Here is a 16,001-nt window from a genome sequence, read left to right on the forward strand (position 1 = left end):
CGGGCGCGACGGTGTTCGCCTTGATGACGACCGGCGTGCCGAGGTGTGGCGCAAGCTGTACGTCCCCTACGTGAGCGAGATGCGCGAGCGGGGCATCTCCGACTACAGCGACGTCATCGCCATCGCGCTGGCCGAGATCCGCAACGAGCCGCTCCCCCGAGCCCTACGAGGCGGTCGTCGTCGACGAAGTGCAGGACATCACCCTGGCCGGGCTGCGACTCGCCCATGCCATCGCGGGCGGCAACGGATCGAGTCCGCTGCTGCTGCTCGGCGACGGTCAGCAGCAGGTGTACGCCGGGGGCTGGCGCATGGCCGACGCGGGCATCGATCTGCGCGGTCGCGGCGCGATCCTGCGGGTCGACTACCGCAACCGCCGCCGCGTCTGGGAGAACGCCGCCGGGATCGACGCGGTGAACGAGCTCGGCGATTTCGACGACGCGCCCGGCGTGCTGTTGCGCGACGCCGACGTCGTCCTCCCCGACGGCGTGGTGCGGATCTGGCGCGGGCCCGACCAGTACCTGGAAGCGGCGCTGGTCGACGGCATCCGCGGCTGCGGGAAACCGTTGTCCGACATCGCCGTGCTCACCCGGACGCGCCAGGAGGCAGGCAGGCTCGCCGGGGCGCTCGACGCCGTGGGCGTCGCGACGCTGCCGTTGGAGGACTACGACGGGACGCCGCAGGCGGCGGTCAAGGTCGGCACCGTGCACCGCGCCAAGGGGCTCGATTTCGCGGCTGTATTCCATCCGACCTGGTCCGGTGGACCCCGATCGCGCACCGGCGCGGACCGGGAACGCGCCGAACTCGCCGACCGGCAGAAGCTCGTCGCGATCACCAGGGCGCGGGACTACGCGTGGATCGGCGTCCGGGACGCCCGCCAGGAGTTCCAGCGGTGACTCGCTCCCTCATCCCAGAACCGGCGCGAATCCGAACGCGGTGACCAGCTCCGGATCGCCGAACGCGGTGATCCGGACGATCGAGTCCTTCGTCGTGGTGAGCACCGCGACGCCGAAAGCCCGGTATACGCCATCGGATTGCCGGTGATAGGCGACCGCGGCGAGCTGCCCGTTCGCCGGCGCCGGGAACATCAGCCACTCGCCGGGCGTGCCGAGGACCTGTCCGGCCAGATAGGCGGCACACGTCCGCTTGCCCGCGAACCAGGTGGCCGACGGCGGCATCTCCAGTACGGCGTCGCGGTGCAGCAGACGTTCGATGGCGGCCGGATCGGCGCGGCGGAACGCGGTCATGTACTCCTCGAGCAGCGCGCGCTGCCCCGGCTCGCTCGGCGGCACCGCCTGCTCGGCGGCCACGGCGACCTCCGCGAGCCGGGCCCGGGCGCGCTGCAACGCGCTCTTCACCGCCGCGGTGCTGGTGTCGAGCACTCCGGCGACGTCCGCCGCGGGCATGCCGAGCACGTCACGCAGCAGCAGCACCGCGCGCTGCCTGCCGTTCAGGTGCTGCAGGCACGCGATGAGCGCCAGACGCAGGCTGTCGCGGGCCACCACCACACCGGCCGGGTCCGGTGCGACCTGGGCGTCCGGCATCGGCTGCAGCCACCGGACATCCGCGGGGGCAGCCGCGGGCGGCGCCGAAGGGTCCGTGCCCGGGGCGCCGAGACCCGACGGCAGCACGCGCCGCCCATGGTGCTCGAGCGCGGTCAGGCACACGTTCGTGGCGATCCGATACAGCCAGGTCCGCACCGAGGAGCGGCCCTCGAAGGCGCCGAAGGAACGCCAAGCGCGCAGATAGGTCTCCTGCACCGAATCTTCGGCGTCGTGCGGCGAGCCGAGCATGCGGTAACAATGCGCGAGCAATTCCCGGCGATACGGCTGGGTGCGGCGGGTGAATTCGGCGTCGGGCGGCGCGCTGGTCGAGATCATCCGCAGATCCTTTCCCGGTCCACGGGGCGTGAGCCGTCGCAGATAAGACCGGACGGGACGCGAAAAAGAATCGCTTCTCGCGATTCCTCCGAACCGGCGCGGAAGTCCGCATTACGGGGATCACCGTGATTCCCGCAACGACCGAGGAGACTTCCGATGCAACTCGACGACACCGTGCGCACCCTGATCGACGGCCCTCACGCCGCCGTCCTGGCCACCGCCAACGCGGACGGCCGCCCGCAGTCGTCGGTGATCTTCGTCGACCACGACGGCGGCACCCTGGTGTTCAGCACGATCGAAGGGCGGCTGAAGACCCGCAACATGCGGCGCGATCCGCGGGTGAGCCTGCTGGTGCTCAGCCGAACCGACGGCCGGTACGCGGAAGTGCGTGGCCGGGCCGAGATCACCGACGACCCGGACAAGACGCTGCTCATCTCGATGTACGCGAAGTACATGGGCGGGGCGACTCCCCCACCGGAGCCGCAGGCGCGGCGGCTGATCGTGCGGATCGTGCCGGAGCGCGTGTACGTCTTCCCGCCCGCCTGAATCGCCACTGGGAAGGCGCGATTCGGCCGCTAGACTCTCCGATCGACTGGGAAGGGGGCCGCATGGACGCGGTTATCAAGGAGGTCGCCGAGGAGGGCAAACGGCTGATCGACCGGGCCTGGCTCGGCGAACTCAGCCGCGACCAGGCGGTGCACATGTTCGTCCAGGTCGGCGACGGGATGGTGCGCTACGAGACGGCGCTGACCATCATCGACGACGGTGTGCAACGCCTGTCCGCCAACGCCAGGCGGCTGCGGATCCTACGCTGGTGCGCGGTGCTGGAGGTTCCGGTGTTCGCCGCGTTCGCCGTGCTGGCGGTGCTGGTCGGGGATCTCACCACCGCCGGGCTTTCGGTGCTGTTCCTGCTGGTCCTGCAGATCATCCACCGCACGATGCTCCCGCATCCAACGGCCGTTCCACGCCCGCCCCATCCGTAGCGAACCGGAGTGTCGCGGCTCCCGCCCGCGCCGCGCGGGGTGATTAAGGTGCGTTCTATGGCTCGCACGACCGACGCTCCCGGCGCACATCCGCACGAACCCCACGGCAACGGATTCGCGTCCAAGCTCAACTGGTTGCGCGCCGGGGTGCTCGGCGCGAACGACGGCATCGTGTCGACGGCGGGGCTGGTGGTCGGCGTGGCGGCGGCGACAACCGACACGCCCGCGTTGTTCGCCGCGGGCATCGCTGGGCTGACCGCGGGGGCGATCTCGATGGCGGTGGGCGAATACGTGTCGGTCAGCACCCAGCGCGACTCGGAGCGGGCCTTGCTGGCGAAGGAACGCAGGGAACTGCGCGACGAGCCGGACTACGAACTGGCCGAGCTCACGGCGATCTACCAGGCCAAGGGATTGACGCCGGAAACGGCGCGCAAGGTGGCCGAGGAACTCACCGCGCACGACGCGTTCACCGCGCACGCGGAGGCCGAGTTGGGCCTGAACCCCGCGGAGCTGACCAATCCCTGGCAGGCGGCGTTCTCCTCGGCGGCCGCCTTCACGCTCGGCGCGCTGCTGCCGTTGCTGGCCATCCTGCTGCCGCCGGTCACCGCGCGCATTCCGGTGACGTTCGCGGCCGTGCTCGCCGCGCTCGCGCTCACCGGATCGGTCAGCGCTCGGTTGGGCGGAAGCCCTCGGGGCCGGGCCGTGGTGCGGGTGGTGCTCGGCGGCGCGCTGGCCATGGCCGTCACCTATGGCATCGGGCAGCTCACCGACGTGACCGGACTCTGACGGGTCGATCTCGGAACACGACGATGCCGGGCGGAGGCTGTCCGCCTTCGCCCGGCACGGTCGATTGGTGCGCGGTCAGCGCTTGAACGCGTCCCGCAGTTTGCCCGCGGCGCGCTTGACGTTGCCGAGGGTCTGGTCACGCCGCCCCTCGGCCTCCAGCCGGGAGTTGCCGGTCGCTTTGCCGAGGAATTTCTTCATGCTGCCTCTGGTCGCTTGCACCTGGTGCGCGAGGCGATCTTCGAACTTCATGAGCGATTCCTAGTAATACCAGCGACGGCCACCCACCGGGCGGCCCACCGAGCCGGCCACCAGCAGCACGAGCCCGATGATCAGCACGATGATGCCCGCGGTGGTCAGCAGCGGAATCGAGAGCAGCCAGCCCAGGACCAAGAGGATGAGGCCGAGAATGATCATTGTCGTATTCCTTTTCTTCTCAACTATTTCGCGGTCACGGGTTTCGAGGTCGGCACCGTCGCGCCGCGATCGGTCCGGGCAGTACCGGAACCGGGTGCGCGCAGCCACCGCCGCCAGGCCGGCTCCTGGGGAGCCCGCGCCGCGGGTGCGGAAGTGTCTGCCGCCAGATCACGCCGTACCGCCGCCATCTCGCGACGGGACTGCGCGAGTTCACGACGCGCGACCATGCCGCGGCGGGTGACCCGCCATGCGCCGGACAGCACGAGGGCTAGTCCGAACGTCCCGATCGCACCGAGCACGACGCCGTAACCGAACAGCGCACCGGTGGAACCGTGGAAGTGATAGTCGAATACCGAGAAATCGCTCGTCAGTTGCTGAGCGGGGCCGGTGTTGCCCACTACGGCGGCAACTCCGATAATCACGGCCGCGATCAAGGCGACGAGCCCGATGATGATGATCATGGCAATCCCTGTTGCGTCGAGTCGTTTGACAACTCCGCTATTCCCGGGGTCCCCGCGATCAAACGGGACAAAAGCGAAAGTTTGAGTGAGTGGAATCCGTCAATGCGATTCGCATGACGTACACAGTTACATTGCACAACGTGACCCGGGAGTCCGCGTCGGCCGTCGAATCGGCGCTGCGCGGGGTGAACGGCATCGATTCCGTCGACATCGACGTGCCGTCCGAACGCGCGATCGTGAACTCGACGACGCTGACCTACGGTGAGGTGCTCGACGCGATCCGGCAGACCGGAGCCGCCGCCTCCTGATCGGCTCGGCACGCCGCGTGGCCATCCCGGCCGCGCGGGGGCCGGAACCCGCACGCAGCCCCGTGCCGACGACCGGCACACAGCGGGAGGTCGAGCGACAGTGCGGGATGATGACCGGGTGACGGATGTGTTCGACGCCCGATTCGCACGAGATCCGTGGCCCACGCTCGAGCGGCTGCGTACCACGGGGGACGGCGTACACCGCGTCCGCACGCCCGACGGCCCGCACGCCGGGCTGGTGACGCGCTACCACGACGTGCGGGCCGGTCTGCTCGACCATCGGCTGTCGAGCCGGGCCCGGCACGCGAAAGGGGACGACTACCGGGGCTTCGCCGTTCCGCCACCGCTGGACGCGATGCTCACGGCCGCTCCGGCCGACCACGCACGCCTGCGCGGCATGGTGACCGCCGAGTTGTCCCCGCGCCGACTGGCCGAGTGGACGGACTCGCTCCGGCGCTGGTGGATTCGCTCTTGCACGAGCATGTCCCGGGCGAAACGGTCGATCTGGTCGAACGGCTGGCGGTGCCGCTTCCCGCCGCCGTGCTGGCCGAACTGCTCGGTCTGGACGGCTCGGCCGCGGAACACCTTCGCGGCTGGGCTGATTCGACGCTGCTGCCGTCGGGGTCGCCACCGCGCGCCCGCGACACCCTCGCCACCATGCTCGCGATCATCACCGACGCCACGAGGCACGCCCAGCGATCCGGCAGCGCCCTCGCGCGCTGGACCGCCGCGCACGCGGACGCCCGGTCGCCGACCGCCGACGAGCTGGCCGGACTGCTGTTCTACCTGCTGTTCGTCTGGTACGAAGTGCTCGCCGACCTGATCGCCGGTGCGGTGCTCACCTTGCTCGGCCGTCCGGACCAGCGGCGGACGTGGCACGCGCTGCCCGACAAGCGATCCGCCGTGGACGAACTGCTGCGTTACCTGTCCCCGCAGGTGCTGGCCGGGCCGCGCTTCGCGACCACCGACCTCACCTTCGGCGGCACGACGATTACCGCGGGACAGACGGTGCTGCTCTGCCTGGCCTCGGCCAACCACGACCCCGAGGTCTTCCCTCGGCCGGGCGAACCGGACCTCGCGCGCGACCCCGGCGCGCAGCTCGCCCTCGGCCACGGCGTGCACGCCTGCCTCGGTAACGCGCTGGTGCGCACCGTCAGCGCGGCCGCCGTCGATCACGTCCTCACCCGATGGCCGGATTCGGCGCTCGCGGTGGACGAACGAGAGATCGTGTGGCGCTCGGGCTTCCGGCATCGGGGGCCACTCACGGTGCCGGTGGAACTCCGATGAGATGGGGCGAGCGACGATGATCGCCCCATCTGCTGCCGCTCTCGGGTACCGGGCCTCTCGTGGTCACCCACCCCTTCGAGGCGACCACACCGGCATACGCTCGCGGAGCAGGACGAGTATGATCTACGCCACATGCCCTGTCAACCACAGGAGACACGCTGATATGGGGGAGGACTTACACCCGTTCACCCGGGCGCTCAACACCCTGATCAACGGAATGCATCCGCCCGCGGGCAAAGACGGTCGGCCGCAGGAGATCACGCATCGAGCGCTGGCCGAGGACATCCACCGCACCACCGGGACGCGCCTGTCCGCCAACTACCTCTGGAAACTGCGCACCGGCCAGGCGGTGAACCCGTCCTACGAGACGCTGGAGCTGTTCCGCGGTTACTTCGGGCTCGACAGCCTGGACCCGTTCACCGACCCGCAGCTGGCGGCGGCGCGCGGGAGCGAGCTGGCATTGATCAACGCGCTCAAGGGCAACGCCGAGCACGAGGTGCTGGAGCTCGTGCTGCGGGATGGGCTGCAACAGGGTACGGTCCGCGCCGAGTCGGTGCTGGCGATGCTGGATATCCTGCGCCGCATCGAGAAGGAGTGATCGAGTTCGGTCTGCCACCGACGGGCGACAATCTGTTCTTCACCGACGCCGACCAGCCCACGCCGGCCGCCGAGCCGGCGTGGCTGGTCGACGTCGCGATCCAGTGCGACACCGCGCCGCCGGTCCCCGCGATTTCGGCCGCGCTGGATACCACCGGCGGCCCCGCGGCTCCGCGCTGACTCAGTACCTGCGGCTGGGCACCCGCACCCGCCGGATCGGCACCACCGTCCACCAGGTGACGCAGCGCCACCACCATTCCAGCGGTCCGTACTCGAACAGCCGCAACCACACGGCGCTGAATACCGCCTGCGCCACGACGATCGCGACCGCCAACCCCAGAACCGTCGCGTAGTCGTCGGAGCCGGGCAGGCCCAAACGCGGTGCGGCCGACAGGATCACGGCGGTGGCGCCGACGTAATTGGTCAGCGCCATGCGGCCCAGCGGTCGCAACACCTCCGCCAGCACCTGACCGGGCTCGATGCGCAGCAACAGCAACAACCCGGTGACGTAGGCCAGCGCGCCCAGCAGGCCGGCCACGGCCATGGCGGGGGTGGACCACAGCTCCAGATACGGTGTGCGGTACTCCCAGCGCCCTGCCGCGATCGCGGCGGGCAGGGCGAGGGCGAAGACCGCACCGATCTGCCAACCCCGCTCATCGAGGCTGTCCACGATTCCGGCGCGTGCGGTGGCCAGGCCGAGCAGGAAAAGCCCTGGCGCCAACGCCAGTCCGCCGCCCAAGGCGAGCGCGACGCCGAAGGTGCCTGCCAGGCCCGCCACGAACACCGCCCAGGTGGGCAGCGCCGAAGAAGGCAACAGGATCACCAATCCGGCCAGCGCGTACGGCAGCAACGCCTCACCCGGCTGGAACTGCTGGTGCACCAAGCCGATCAGCCCGAGCGCCAGCAAGCGGCGGACCAGCACCAGCCGCGGGCGCTCGCCCCGCTGCGCGGCGCCGTCCAGCAGCAGCGCGAAGCCGATCCCGAACAGAAACGCGAAGATCGGGAAGAACCGTCCCTCGAAGAGCACCGACAGCACGTGGCGGACCGGAAACACCGCACCCGATCCGTCCGTGGCAGGCATGTCGGTGATCCGCCAGATGTTCACCACCAGGATCCCGCACAGCGCGAAACCACGGACCGCGTCCAGTTCCTGGATACGGCGTGGACGCGCGTCGTAGTGCATGGATTCACGGTAACCAGCGGCCGGCCCGGAGCCGGTATCTCGTGGCGAGATGTCGCACACATTAATTAACGCACTAACTATTCATGCGCTAACTTCGATTGCGGACAAGGAGGGCCGATGGAGACCGAGATCGACGATCCGCTGCGTTTGGACCGGCAGGTGTGCTTCGCGCTGGCCGTAGCCAATCGAGCGGTACTGGCCGTCTACCGTCCGCTACTGGAGCCGCTCGGGCTCACCCACCCGCAGTATCTGGTGATGCTCGCGCTGTGGGGAGAAGCGCCGATGTCGGTCAAGGCCATCGCCGAGGCGATCCAGCTCGACTCCCCCACACTGTCCCCACTGCTCAAGCGCCTGGAAGCCGCCGGGCTGATCAGCCGCGAACGCGACAGCCGGGACGAGCGCAATCTCGTGGTGAATCTGACCGAGGCCGGGGCCGCACTGCGCGCGCAGGCCGAGCGGATCCCGCCCGCCGTCGTGCAACGCCTGGGCGTGACCCTCGCCGACCTCGAGCAGTTGCGCGACGTCCTCACCCGCGTCAACGAGGCGGCCCGCCGGTCGGCGCCCGCCGAGCCCGACGCCCCGACCCCGTCCCGAGGAGCCCGGTCATGACCCGAGAGCGACGGCGGCCCGGTCCCCTCCAGTGGATCGGATACGCCTTCGGACGCCGCCTGCCCGATTCCATGCGCGAGTGGGTGCGCGACGATCTGACCGGCAGGTTCGCCGCCACCCGGCACGTCCTGCGCGGGATGGTGCCGTTCACCCCGCTGTTCGCGGCGTTCCTGCTGTTCCCCGGCGAGCTGTGGCTGCGCGGCGCGATGATCCTGCTGGCGCTGCTGCTGGCCCTGTTCTACACGGTCGCGTACATGCCGATGAACCGGGCGCATCGGCTCGCGAAACACGGGTTGCCGGTGGATCTGGAGAATCCGCGACGAGCCGAGCGCCGAGCACGGGAACGCGCCAGATACGCCGCCCAGCACCCGCACTGACCGGCGACGTGCGCCCGACCCTTCGCTCGCGATGGCCGTGCCGCAGGAGATGCCGACGCTGCTGTTGTGGCGGCCACGATCCAACCGCCGAACGCACGTGGGTCGATCGGTTCGTCGTCGCCGCGCTCGCGCCGCTAGGGGCTGGCGGCGAGACCGACGAAGGCCGCGAACACGGCCAGGTGGACGCCGCCTTGCAGCAGCGTCGCCCGTCCCGGAACGATGGTGAGCCCGCCGACCACGACGGTCAGCGCCAACAGCACCATCTGGGTCGCGCCGAGGCCGAGCACCAGAGGGCCGTCCAGCCAGATGCTCGCCACCGCGATCGCCGGGATGGTCAGGCCGATGCTCGCCATGGCCGAACCCAGCGCCAGATTGAGCCCGATCTGCACTTGGTCGCGGCGCGCCGCCCGCACCGCGGCGATCGTCTCGGGCAGCAGCACCAGCAGAGCGATCACCACTCCGACGGCCGATGGCGGCAGCCCCGCCGACTCGACCGCCGACTCGACGGCGGGCGAGACCACCTTCGCCAGCCCCACCACGCAGATCAGGGCGACCAGCAGCAGGGCGAGGGCGGCCAGCGCGGCGCGCCCGCTGGGCGCTTCGGCGTGCTCGTCGCCGGTGACGACGCCGTCCGCCTCGACCGGCAGGAAGTCGTCCGGGTGACGCACCGTCTGCACCATCACGAACAACCCGTACAGCGCGAGCGAGGCCACGGCCGCGAAAGCCAGCTGCGCGGGCGAGAACTCCGGGCCGGGCTTGCTCGTGGTGAAGGTCGGCAGCACGAGACTGAGCGTGGCCAGCGTCGCGACGGTGGCCAGCGCCGCACCGGTGCCTTCGGCGTTGAACACCGCCACGCGCCTCCGTAGGGCCCCCACCAGCAGGCAGAGCCCGAAGATGCCGTTGCAGGTGATCATCGCGGCGGCGAAGACCGTGTCGCGGGCCAGGCTCGCGGCCTTGTCGCCGCCCTGGGTCATCAGCGTGAGGATGAGCGCCACCTCGATCACGGTCACCGCGACGGCGAGCACCAGCGAGCCGAACGGCTCGCCGACGCGCAGCGCGACCACCTCCGCGTGGTGGACGGCCGACAGCACCGCCCCGACCAATGCCACCACCACGACCGTCACCGCGGCACCGGGCAGACTTCGGCCCCAGGTGGCCGCAAGGGCGACAACGGCGAGCAGTGGTACGAGCACGGTCCAGCGAGCGAGCAACACACGGAGCATGCCCACCATGGTCCCAGCAAATTGCTCGCATCCCGGTCAGGTGACCAACGTCCCCCGCACCGAGCCCGGCTCAGTCGTCCAGATCGATGCGCAAGGTGAGCAGGTCGGTACCGACGAGCCGGACGGCCGCACTGTTCGCGCGCGGCAGCGCCGACAGGCGGGCACGCGCGTCGTCCTCGGGCAGCAGGTGCGCGGTGCCCGTATGCCAGCGTCCGTGCAGCCGCAGCCGGACCCGATTGTCGGCCTTGATGTTACGGACATACTGGGAACGCTGGCCGAACTCGGAGACCAGCCAGAATTCCTGCCCGACCCGCCGTCCGCCGATCGGGGTGATCCGGGGCTGCCCGCTGACCCGGCCGGTGGTCTCCAGGAGGGTCTGCCCGGGAAGCGTGCTGAGGATCGGATTGCCTACCCGGCGCTGGAACGCCGTCACCACCCGATGCTGGATGTCGCGCAAGTTCGGCATGCCGCGACGGTAACACCGGTCGAAGCCGTCGGCAGGCTTCGCCGCGGCCACGATTCGGGCGCTGAACAGGGCGCGCGCGACTGTACGGAGCGGCGGAGCGGCGGCAGGCACCGCGGCGCAAACAGTCGCCCAACGCAACGCGCAGGACCGACCCTTCGCCCCGCCGCACGGGACCACAGAAGGCACGCGGTGAGCAATCGAGCGAGTTGTCCTGCATGCCAATCCGATTCTGTGATGCGGGACACAAAGCGGTGGTGCAGCACTGTCTCTCCGTCACCCCGTGGAGGCCGCCCGGCGACCGGCAAGGTTCACCCGCGCGGCAACCACCGTCGCCGTCGGTGCGCGACCGCGCTTGCGGAGCCCGAAAAAGGGCTGGAGCCTGCGTCTTCCACTCGATCACCACACGCGGCGAGCGCGGTTCTCCTGCGCGGCAAGCGTCGGCAGGCCGGCCGAGGCGATGTCGTTACCGATGAACATCCGGCGAGGAATCGACCACGCCCCTGTCGATAGGTGAGAATTTGGCGGTGCGCACCCAGTTCACTGCCGAGCTCATCGCGTTGACGAATGATCTGACGCTGATGTGCACGCTCGCCCACGACGCCGTCGAACGTGTCACCGACGCGCTCGTCGCCGCCGACCTCACCGCGACCTACGAAGTCTTCGCGCTCGACGAACAGCTGCAGAAGATGTACGGCGCGTGCGAGGCGCGCACCGTGGTGCTGCTGGCATTGCAGGCGCCGGTGGCCCGCGACCTGCGGCACGTGGTGACCGCGATCCAGATCGCCGGGGAACTGTCGCGCATCGGCTGGCTGGTCAGCCGGATCGCCGACAAGGTGTACCAGAGTCATCCCGGGCATGCGGCCCAGCCGCCCCTCCTGGACATCCTCGCCGCGATGGGTGAGCTGGCGGCCCAGCGCACGGCGTTGGCCGGGCGCGCGGTCGCGGGCCACCAACCGCTGCCCGAGGAGGAGACAACCGCCGGACGCCCGATGGAAACACTGCACCAACAGTTGCATTCCGCGCTGCGCGACTCCGCCTCCCGGCCGTCCACCGAGGTGGCGATCGATATCGCCCTGCTGGGCCACCATTGGGAGCGCTGTGTCGACCACACCGCACGCATCGAGCGGCTCATCCGGTTCCTCGACACCGGGGTTCCCCCGACCGCCCAGCCCACCGACGACGAGTAGGTCGCGTCCTACAGTGGAACCGTGCTGTTCGACCCGGCGGCCGGGGCACTGATCTCGGACGGTGGATTGGCCACCGAACTGGAGGCGCGCGGTCACGACCTGTCCGGAGCGCTGTGGTCGGCACGTCTGCTCCTGGACCGGCCCGCCGCCATCCAGGCCGTACACGAGGCCTACTTCCGCGCGGGCGCCGACATCGCCACCACCGCCACCTATCAGGCTTCGTACGAGGGTTTCGCCGCGCGCGGACTGACCAGGGCGGAGTCCGCGCGGCTGTGGCGGCGCGGCGTGGCGCTGGCTCGTGCGGCGCGCGACGTCTGCGACGACGAACAGCGCCGATGGGTCGCCGCCTCGATCGGCCCCTACGGCGCCGCGTGCGCCGACGGATCGGAATACCGTGGCCGCTACGGGCGCACCGTGGCCGAACTGCGGACCTGGCATCGGCCGCGCATCGAGGTGCTCGCGGAGGCGGGCGCCGACCTGCTGGCCCTGGAGACCGTGCCCGATATCGACGAGGCCGAGGCGCTGGTGGACTTGGTGAACGACATCGGTGTGCCCGCGTGGCTCAGCTACACCATCGACGGCATCCGCACCCGTGCCGGACAACCGCTGGCCGACGCGTTCGCGGTGGCCGCAGGCTCGGACTCGATCGTCGCGATCGGCGTGAACTGCTGCGCGCCAGCCGATGTCGCCGCCGCGGTCGAACTGGCCGCCCGCACCGGCAAACCCGTGATCGCCTACCCGAACAGCGGCGAAGACTGGGATGCGGCGCGCCACCGCTGGACCGGCCCCGCGCGGTTCGCCCCGCGGCAGGCGCGGGACTGGCTCGCGCGCGGCGCGCGGATCATCGGCGGATGCTGCCGTGTCGGCCCCGCGCAGATCGCCCGGCTCGCACGAGAAGTCCGAGGAACTGCGACCTGCGACGACCCTCTCGCCGGTTCAGCCGACCCCGGAACGCCTGGCTGAACGCCCGGCGGCGACCGCGCCCGTCTTCGGGACGTCCCCCCATCGCCGGGCGGCGTCGCCGTCGGCCGGGCGGATCACGTCTCCTCGAGCATGGGGAAACGACCCGAACCGAGCAGCCCGGCGATCGCGTCCATCTTCGCCTGCGGCGCGGCGTAGTCCGGATGGGCGCGCAGCACCGACGCCGCGTCGTGCAACCGGATCATCTGCCGCTCGGCCTCGGCGGCGGTGCGCCCGCCCGCGCTGACCGGATGGCGGGCGTACACCGGACGGCCGCGGTCGATCCGTCCCAGCGCGAGCGCTTTGTCCACCCGGCGTGCGCAGCGGCAGAATGCCGCCGGGTCGACCAGCCCGCAGGTCGCGTTCAGGAAATTGCCGAGCCGTTTCTTGGCGCGCTCCAAGCGCTTCCGGTAGGCGGCGGGGGTGACGTCGAGAATCCAGGCGGCCTCGGTGGAAGTCAGCTCGAACACGTCACCGAGCACGAAGGCGATCCGTTCGTCGCGGGCCAGGCACTGCAACATGCCTTGACTGCAGGTGAGCCGCACCTCGGCGGTCAGCAGCACGGCTTCCGGGCCGCGATGGTCCGCCTCCGACAATCCGTCGGCCAGTCCCTCCCGGAAGGCGTCCAAGCTCAGGTGAGCCGCCTCCTGCGGGCTCTGGCGCCGCAGGTTCAGCAGGTGATTGACGCCGATGCGATAGGCCCAGGTGAGCAGCCGGGCCTCGGCGCGCCAGGTGTGCAGATGGTCGAGGACGCGCACCATGATCTCCTGCGTCGCGTCCTCGGCCTCCGCGGGCCGCCCGACCATGCGCAGGGCCAGCCGATACAGCGGGTCCTGCAGCAAGCGCACGACCTGGACGACGGCGTCCTGGTCGCCCGCCACCGCGCGGGCGACCATGGCCCGCTCCTGCGCCGAGACTCCGTCGTGCTCCGTGCTCATCCGGCCATCATTCGACCTGCGCCGCGTTCGGCGCAAGCACTGCCGGGTCACACCGCGGCCGGGGTCACGGGCGAGCGGGAGCCCCGACCAGCGCGTGCCGGTCGAGCCACTCGGCCACCGCCCGGCCGATCTCGTCCGGCCGGTCCTCCGGCGCGTGGTGGCCCGCAGGCCCGATCGGGGTGACCTCGGCGTTCGCGAAGGTGTTCGCGGCCCACTCGATCACCTCCGCCGAACCGAGCCCGACACCGTTCTCCAGCGCCATCAGCAGCTTGGGCACCTCGGGTGTCGCGGCCGCCCACGCGCCGTAGCGGCGCACCAGGGCGACCACGTCCGCGGGCTCGCCGTCCAGCGGGAACTCGCGCGGCCACACCAGCAGCGGCTTGCGCGACGCCGGTGTGGGGTACGGCGCGCGGTACACGTCGTGATCTTCGGTCGCCAGGTCGGCGACGCCCTTCGGGAGGTTGAACTCGATGAACATGTTCTCCTCCAGGATCATTCGCTCCCCTTCCGCGGAGCGGAACTTCCGGAACAGCTCGGCCCCCAGCGGCGGCAACTCGTCATAGCGCATCGGCCGAAGGAACGTTTCGATCAATGCGATGCCGCGCACGCGGCCGGGATGCCGCGCCGCCCAGTCCATGGCCAGGGCGCCACCCCAGTCGTGCCCGACCAGCACCACCTGGTCCAGCCCGAGCGCGTCGAACCAGGCGTCCAGATAGGCGGCGTGATCGGTGAGACGGTAGCCGATGTCGGGCTTGCCCGACTCTCCCATCCCGATCAGATCCGGGGCCAGCGCTCTGGTCCGTTCGGCGACGTGCGGGATCACGTTGCGCCACAGATGCGAAGAGGTCGGATTGCCGTGCAGGAACACCACGGGGGTGTCCCCGGCGCCGGTGTCGCGGTAGTGGATGGAGGAATCGAGAACGTCGACGGTGGGCATGATGTGGTCCTTTCGGGTCCGGCTCTTTCGCATGCACCCGTTTGGACACACGAATCCGCCCGCCTGTGACCGACCCCGGAGTGAGCCTGGTCACAGTCCGTCGATCCCCTGAGGCAGGGTTCGTCAGCAATGGGAAATCCGTACTCATGCAGTAGATATATGGTCGAAACTGAAGATAGTCTGAGAAATTTTTCGAACCCCCAGAACGAACTTGCCAATCCAATCGACATTTATCTACTGTCTTGATACGTAGAACCAAGCGTGATCGGAGACGAGGCGGAAGCATGCCGGCACCCCCCGGATAGTGACTTCCCCGCGCACCGGCACCCGCCGGAGCCCATCACCCCCGATCATCACGAGTGAGTCCGGAGCAAGCGCGGCTCGACACCTCGGGACCTCCCCCTCATCAGCCCCGTGGTGTCGTCCCAGTGCGGTTTTCGGAGTGGACAACCTATCCGCACAACCGCGCGGCTCCCCAGGACTCCTCGTGATAACCGCCCCCGAATCGGCGCCGGCACGGCGATTCGGGGGCGGGCCCATTCTTCGGTCCGGTCATGTCGGCGCACGGCCGGTTATCGCCCGGCTGTGCCGAATCTCATACGCGCCATTCGGTTGTGCGAACCCCGCCACTGGATACTTTGACGCCGGTTACAGTTTCAAGTGGATTCGGCGTTAGGAAGTTCGATGAAGTCCACAGCGCAGCGGCTGGCCCTGCTCGGCATCATGGTCGCGACTTCCGTCGGACTGATCTCCTGTTCCTCGGTACGGCCCAGCGAGTCGACCGCGGCGGGCTGCGGGACCGGCGGCCGGGTCTGCGCCGACGCGCCCGCCCCGATTCCCGCTCGCGACGCCCTCGCCCTGTTGAACGCCCTGCGCGTGGCGGAACGCGCGCCCAAAACGGGTTACAGCCGAGACGAATTCGGGCCGCCCTGGTCGGACAACGTCGCGGTGCCCGGCGGCAACAACGGCTGCGACACGCGCAACGACATCCTCCAGCGCGACATGACCGACGTGACTTTCAAGTCGGGCAAGTGCATCGTCGCGACCGGAACGCTCGCCGACCCCTACACCGGCAAGACCATCAACTTCAAACGGGGCACGAAGTCCTCCGACGACGTCCAGATCGATCACGTCGTCGCGCTCTCGGACGCCTGGCAGAAAGGCGCGCAGCAACTTTCCGCCGAGCGCCGCCGCGAGCTGGCCAACGACCCGCTCAACCTGCAGGCCGTCGACGGCCCGACCAACCAGTCCAAGAGCGACTCCGACGCGGCCGAATGGCTACCGCCGAGCAAGGGCTACCACTGCGCCTACCTGACCAGGCAGATCCAGGTGAAGACGGCCTACCAGCTCTGGGTCAGCCCGGCCGAGAAGGACGCCATGGCACGGGTGCTGAACGCCTGCCCCTGAG

At 69.9% G+C, this 16,001-nt stretch carries 21 protein-coding genes and 1 pseudogene; 13 read left to right on the top strand and 9 right to left on the bottom strand.

The window, feature by feature from the left end:
- Positions 1–152: 152 nt before the first annotated feature.
- Positions 153–893, top strand: a pseudogene (locus GVY64_RS37270) (UvrD-helicase domain-containing protein); the annotation flags it as partial.
- A gap of 9 nt (positions 894–902) precedes the next feature.
- Here the strand turns inward: GVY64_RS37270 and GVY64_RS17435 are convergent.
- Positions 903–1,877: a sigma-70 family RNA polymerase sigma factor gene (locus GVY64_RS17435; RefSeq protein WP_159842618.1), complete on the bottom strand. Its 975-nt coding sequence runs from the start codon at positions 1,875–1,877 to the stop codon at positions 903–905.
- A gap of 156 nt (positions 1,878–2,033) precedes the next feature.
- Here GVY64_RS17435 and GVY64_RS17440 point away from each other — a divergent pair, with 156 nt between their 5' ends.
- The 3 genes from GVY64_RS17440 to GVY64_RS17450 all read left to right on the top strand — a co-directional run bounded on the left by GVY64_RS17440 (position 2,034) and on the right by GVY64_RS17450 (position 3,646).
- Positions 2,034–2,423 carry a PPOX class F420-dependent oxidoreductase gene (locus tag GVY64_RS17440; RefSeq protein WP_159842620.1) on the top strand — a complete coding sequence of 130 codons (390 nt, stop codon included), beginning with the start codon at positions 2,034–2,036 and terminating at the stop codon, positions 2,421–2,423.
- Between the two features lie 62 nt (positions 2,424–2,485).
- A complete protein-coding gene (locus GVY64_RS17445) occupies positions 2,486–2,860 on the top strand; it encodes a hypothetical protein (RefSeq protein ID WP_159842622.1) in 375 nt (124 codons plus the stop codon).
- 57 nt (positions 2,861–2,917) lie between these two features.
- On the top strand, positions 2,918–3,646 hold the full coding sequence (locus tag GVY64_RS17450; RefSeq protein ID WP_159842624.1) for a VIT1/CCC1 transporter family protein: 729 nt from the start codon (positions 2,918–2,920) through the stop codon (positions 3,644–3,646).
- A 75-nt stretch (positions 3,647–3,721) separates the two neighbouring features.
- On the opposite strand, the gene GVY64_RS17455 is transcribed toward GVY64_RS17450, so the two are convergent.
- Genes GVY64_RS17455 through GVY64_RS17460 form a run of 3 tightly spaced genes read right to left on the bottom strand, consistent with a single transcriptional unit; the run spans position 3,722 to position 4,521 of the window.
- A complete protein-coding gene (locus GVY64_RS17455; protein ID WP_159842626.1) occupies positions 3,722–3,895 on the bottom strand; it encodes a CsbD family protein in 174 nt (57 codons plus the stop codon).
- A gap of 9 nt (positions 3,896–3,904) precedes the next feature.
- A complete protein-coding gene (locus GVY64_RS37275) occupies positions 3,905–4,060 on the bottom strand; it encodes a DUF6131 family protein (RefSeq protein WP_169813002.1) in 156 nt (51 codons plus the stop codon).
- 23 nt (positions 4,061–4,083) lie between these two features.
- Positions 4,084–4,521 carry a hypothetical protein gene (locus GVY64_RS17460; RefSeq protein ID WP_159842628.1) on the bottom strand — a complete coding sequence of 146 codons (438 nt, stop codon included), beginning with the start codon at positions 4,519–4,521 and terminating at the stop codon, positions 4,084–4,086.
- Positions 4,522–4,634: 113 nt separating this feature from the next.
- On the opposite strand from GVY64_RS17460, the gene GVY64_RS17465 reads away from it, so the two are divergent.
- From GVY64_RS17465 to GVY64_RS17480, 4 genes are all read left to right on the top strand, one after another.
- A complete protein-coding gene (locus GVY64_RS17465; protein ID WP_159842630.1) occupies positions 4,635–4,829 on the top strand; it encodes a hypothetical protein in 195 nt (64 codons plus the stop codon).
- A gap of 435 nt (positions 4,830–5,264) precedes the next feature.
- Entirely contained in the window at positions 5,265–6,116 is an 852-nt protein-coding gene (locus GVY64_RS17470; RefSeq protein WP_159842632.1) for a cytochrome P450, read from the top strand.
- Positions 6,117–6,279: 163 nt separating this feature from the next.
- The gene (locus GVY64_RS17475; RefSeq protein WP_159842634.1) at positions 6,280–6,714 is read left to right on the top strand and encodes a hypothetical protein; all 435 of its coding nucleotides are present in this window, start codon (positions 6,280–6,282) and stop codon (positions 6,712–6,714) included.
- Entirely contained in the window at positions 6,711–6,893 is a 183-nt protein-coding gene (locus tag GVY64_RS17480; RefSeq protein WP_159842636.1) for a hypothetical protein, read from the top strand. Before GVY64_RS17475 ends, GVY64_RS17480 begins: the two co-directional genes overlap by 4 nt.
- A gap of 1 nt (position 6,894) precedes the next feature.
- Here GVY64_RS17480 and GVY64_RS17485 read toward each other — a convergent pair whose 3' ends face one another.
- Positions 6,895–7,896, bottom strand: coding sequence for a DUF418 domain-containing protein (locus GVY64_RS17485; protein WP_159842638.1), 1,002 nt, complete (start codon positions 7,894–7,896; stop codon positions 6,895–6,897).
- Between the two features lie 117 nt (positions 7,897–8,013).
- On the opposite strand from GVY64_RS17485, the gene GVY64_RS17490 reads away from it, so the two are divergent.
- Together GVY64_RS17490 and GVY64_RS17495 are read left to right on the top strand one after the other, a co-directional pair.
- Positions 8,014–8,505: a MarR family winged helix-turn-helix transcriptional regulator gene (locus GVY64_RS17490; protein ID WP_159842640.1), complete on the top strand. Its 492-nt coding sequence runs from the start codon at positions 8,014–8,016 to the stop codon at positions 8,503–8,505.
- Entirely contained in the window at positions 8,502–8,882 is a 381-nt protein-coding gene (locus tag GVY64_RS17495; RefSeq protein ID WP_159842643.1) for a DUF5313 family protein, read from the top strand. The genes GVY64_RS17490 and GVY64_RS17495 overlap by 4 nt, the downstream gene beginning before the upstream one ends.
- Positions 8,883–9,016: 134 nt before the next feature.
- Here GVY64_RS17495 and GVY64_RS17500 read toward each other — a convergent pair whose 3' ends face one another.
- A complete protein-coding gene (locus GVY64_RS17500; protein ID WP_201298049.1) occupies positions 9,017–10,105 on the bottom strand; it encodes an ionic transporter y4hA in 1,089 nt (362 codons plus the stop codon).
- A 70-nt stretch (positions 10,106–10,175) separates the two neighbouring features.
- Positions 10,176–10,571, bottom strand: coding sequence for a nitroreductase/quinone reductase family protein (locus GVY64_RS17505; RefSeq protein WP_159842647.1), 396 nt, complete (start codon positions 10,569–10,571; stop codon positions 10,176–10,178).
- A 524-nt stretch (positions 10,572–11,095) separates the two neighbouring features.
- On the opposite strand from GVY64_RS17505, the gene GVY64_RS17510 reads away from it, so the two are divergent.
- Together GVY64_RS17510 and mmuM are read left to right on the top strand one after the other, a co-directional pair.
- Entirely contained in the window at positions 11,096–11,758 is a 663-nt protein-coding gene (locus GVY64_RS17510) for a phosphate signaling complex PhoU family protein (RefSeq protein ID WP_236566909.1), read from the top strand.
- Positions 11,759–11,806: 48 nt separating this feature from the next.
- Positions 11,807–12,721: a homocysteine S-methyltransferase gene (gene mmuM, locus GVY64_RS17515; protein WP_159842766.1), complete on the top strand. Its 915-nt coding sequence runs from the start codon at positions 11,807–11,809 to the stop codon at positions 12,719–12,721.
- A gap of 74 nt (positions 12,722–12,795) precedes the next feature.
- Here the strand turns inward: mmuM and GVY64_RS17520 are convergent, their stop codons facing one another.
- A complete protein-coding gene (locus tag GVY64_RS17520) occupies positions 12,796–13,656 on the bottom strand; it encodes an RNA polymerase sigma factor (protein ID WP_159842649.1) in 861 nt (286 codons plus the stop codon).
- A 64-nt stretch (positions 13,657–13,720) separates the two neighbouring features.
- Entirely contained in the window at positions 13,721–14,626 is a 906-nt protein-coding gene (locus GVY64_RS17525) for a haloalkane dehalogenase (protein ID WP_159842651.1), read from the bottom strand.
- 651 nt (positions 14,627–15,277) lie between these two features.
- Between GVY64_RS17525 and GVY64_RS17530 the strand changes: the two genes are divergently transcribed.
- Positions 15,278–16,000, top strand: a complete 723-nt coding sequence (locus GVY64_RS17530) for an HNH endonuclease family protein (RefSeq protein WP_159842653.1) — start codon at positions 15,278–15,280, stop codon at positions 15,998–16,000.
- Position 16,001 lies beyond the last annotated feature (1 nt).

The sequence above is a fragment of the Nocardia sp. CY41 genome (assembly GCF_009829325.1).
Taxonomy (GTDB): Bacteria; Actinomycetota; Actinomycetes; order Mycobacteriales; family Mycobacteriaceae; genus Nocardia.

Coding starts and splice junctions, on each gene's coding strand:
- GVY64_RS17485 (WP_159842638.1), bottom strand. CDS start 7,896: ATGCACTACGACGCGCGTCCACGCCGTATCCAGGAACTGGACGCGGTC.
- GVY64_RS17495 (WP_159842643.1), top strand. CDS start 8,502: ATGACCCGAGAGCGACGGCGGCCCGGTCCCCTCCAGTGGATCGGATAC.
- GVY64_RS37275 (WP_169813002.1), bottom strand. CDS start 4,060: ATGATCATTCTCGGCCTCATCCTCTTGGTCCTGGGCTGGCTGCTCTCG.
- GVY64_RS17465 (WP_159842630.1), top strand. CDS start 4,635: ATGACGTACACAGTTACATTGCACAACGTGACCCGGGAGTCCGCGTCG.
- GVY64_RS17450 (WP_159842624.1), top strand. CDS start 2,918: ATGGCTCGCACGACCGACGCTCCCGGCGCACATCCGCACGAACCCCAC.
- GVY64_RS17445 (WP_159842622.1), top strand. CDS start 2,486: ATGGACGCGGTTATCAAGGAGGTCGCCGAGGAGGGCAAACGGCTGATC.
- GVY64_RS17505 (WP_159842647.1), bottom strand. CDS start 10,571: ATGCCGAACTTGCGCGACATCCAGCATCGGGTGGTGACGGCGTTCCAG.
- GVY64_RS17530 (WP_159842653.1), top strand. CDS start 15,278: ATGAAGTCCACAGCGCAGCGGCTGGCCCTGCTCGGCATCATGGTCGCG.
- GVY64_RS17490 (WP_159842640.1), top strand. CDS start 8,014: ATGGAGACCGAGATCGACGATCCGCTGCGTTTGGACCGGCAGGTGTGC.
- GVY64_RS17460 (WP_159842628.1), bottom strand. CDS start 4,521: ATGATCATCATCATCGGGCTCGTCGCCTTGATCGCGGCCGTGATTATC.
- GVY64_RS17520 (WP_159842649.1), bottom strand. CDS start 13,656: ATGAGCACGGAGCACGACGGAGTCTCGGCGCAGGAGCGGGCCATGGTC.
- GVY64_RS17440 (WP_159842620.1), top strand. CDS start 2,034: ATGCAACTCGACGACACCGTGCGCACCCTGATCGACGGCCCTCACGCC.
- GVY64_RS17500 (WP_201298049.1), bottom strand. CDS start 10,105: ATGCTCCGTGTGTTGCTCGCTCGCTGGACCGTGCTCGTACCACTGCTC.
- GVY64_RS17475 (WP_159842634.1), top strand. CDS start 6,280: ATGGGGGAGGACTTACACCCGTTCACCCGGGCGCTCAACACCCTGATC.
- GVY64_RS17435 (WP_159842618.1), bottom strand. CDS start 1,877: ATGATCTCGACCAGCGCGCCGCCCGACGCCGAATTCACCCGCCGCACC.
- GVY64_RS17525 (WP_159842651.1), bottom strand. CDS start 14,626: ATGCGAAAGAGCCGGACCCGAAAGGACCACATCATGCCCACCGTCGAC.
- GVY64_RS17455 (WP_159842626.1), bottom strand. CDS start 3,895: ATGAAGTTCGAAGATCGCCTCGCGCACCAGGTGCAAGCGACCAGAGGC.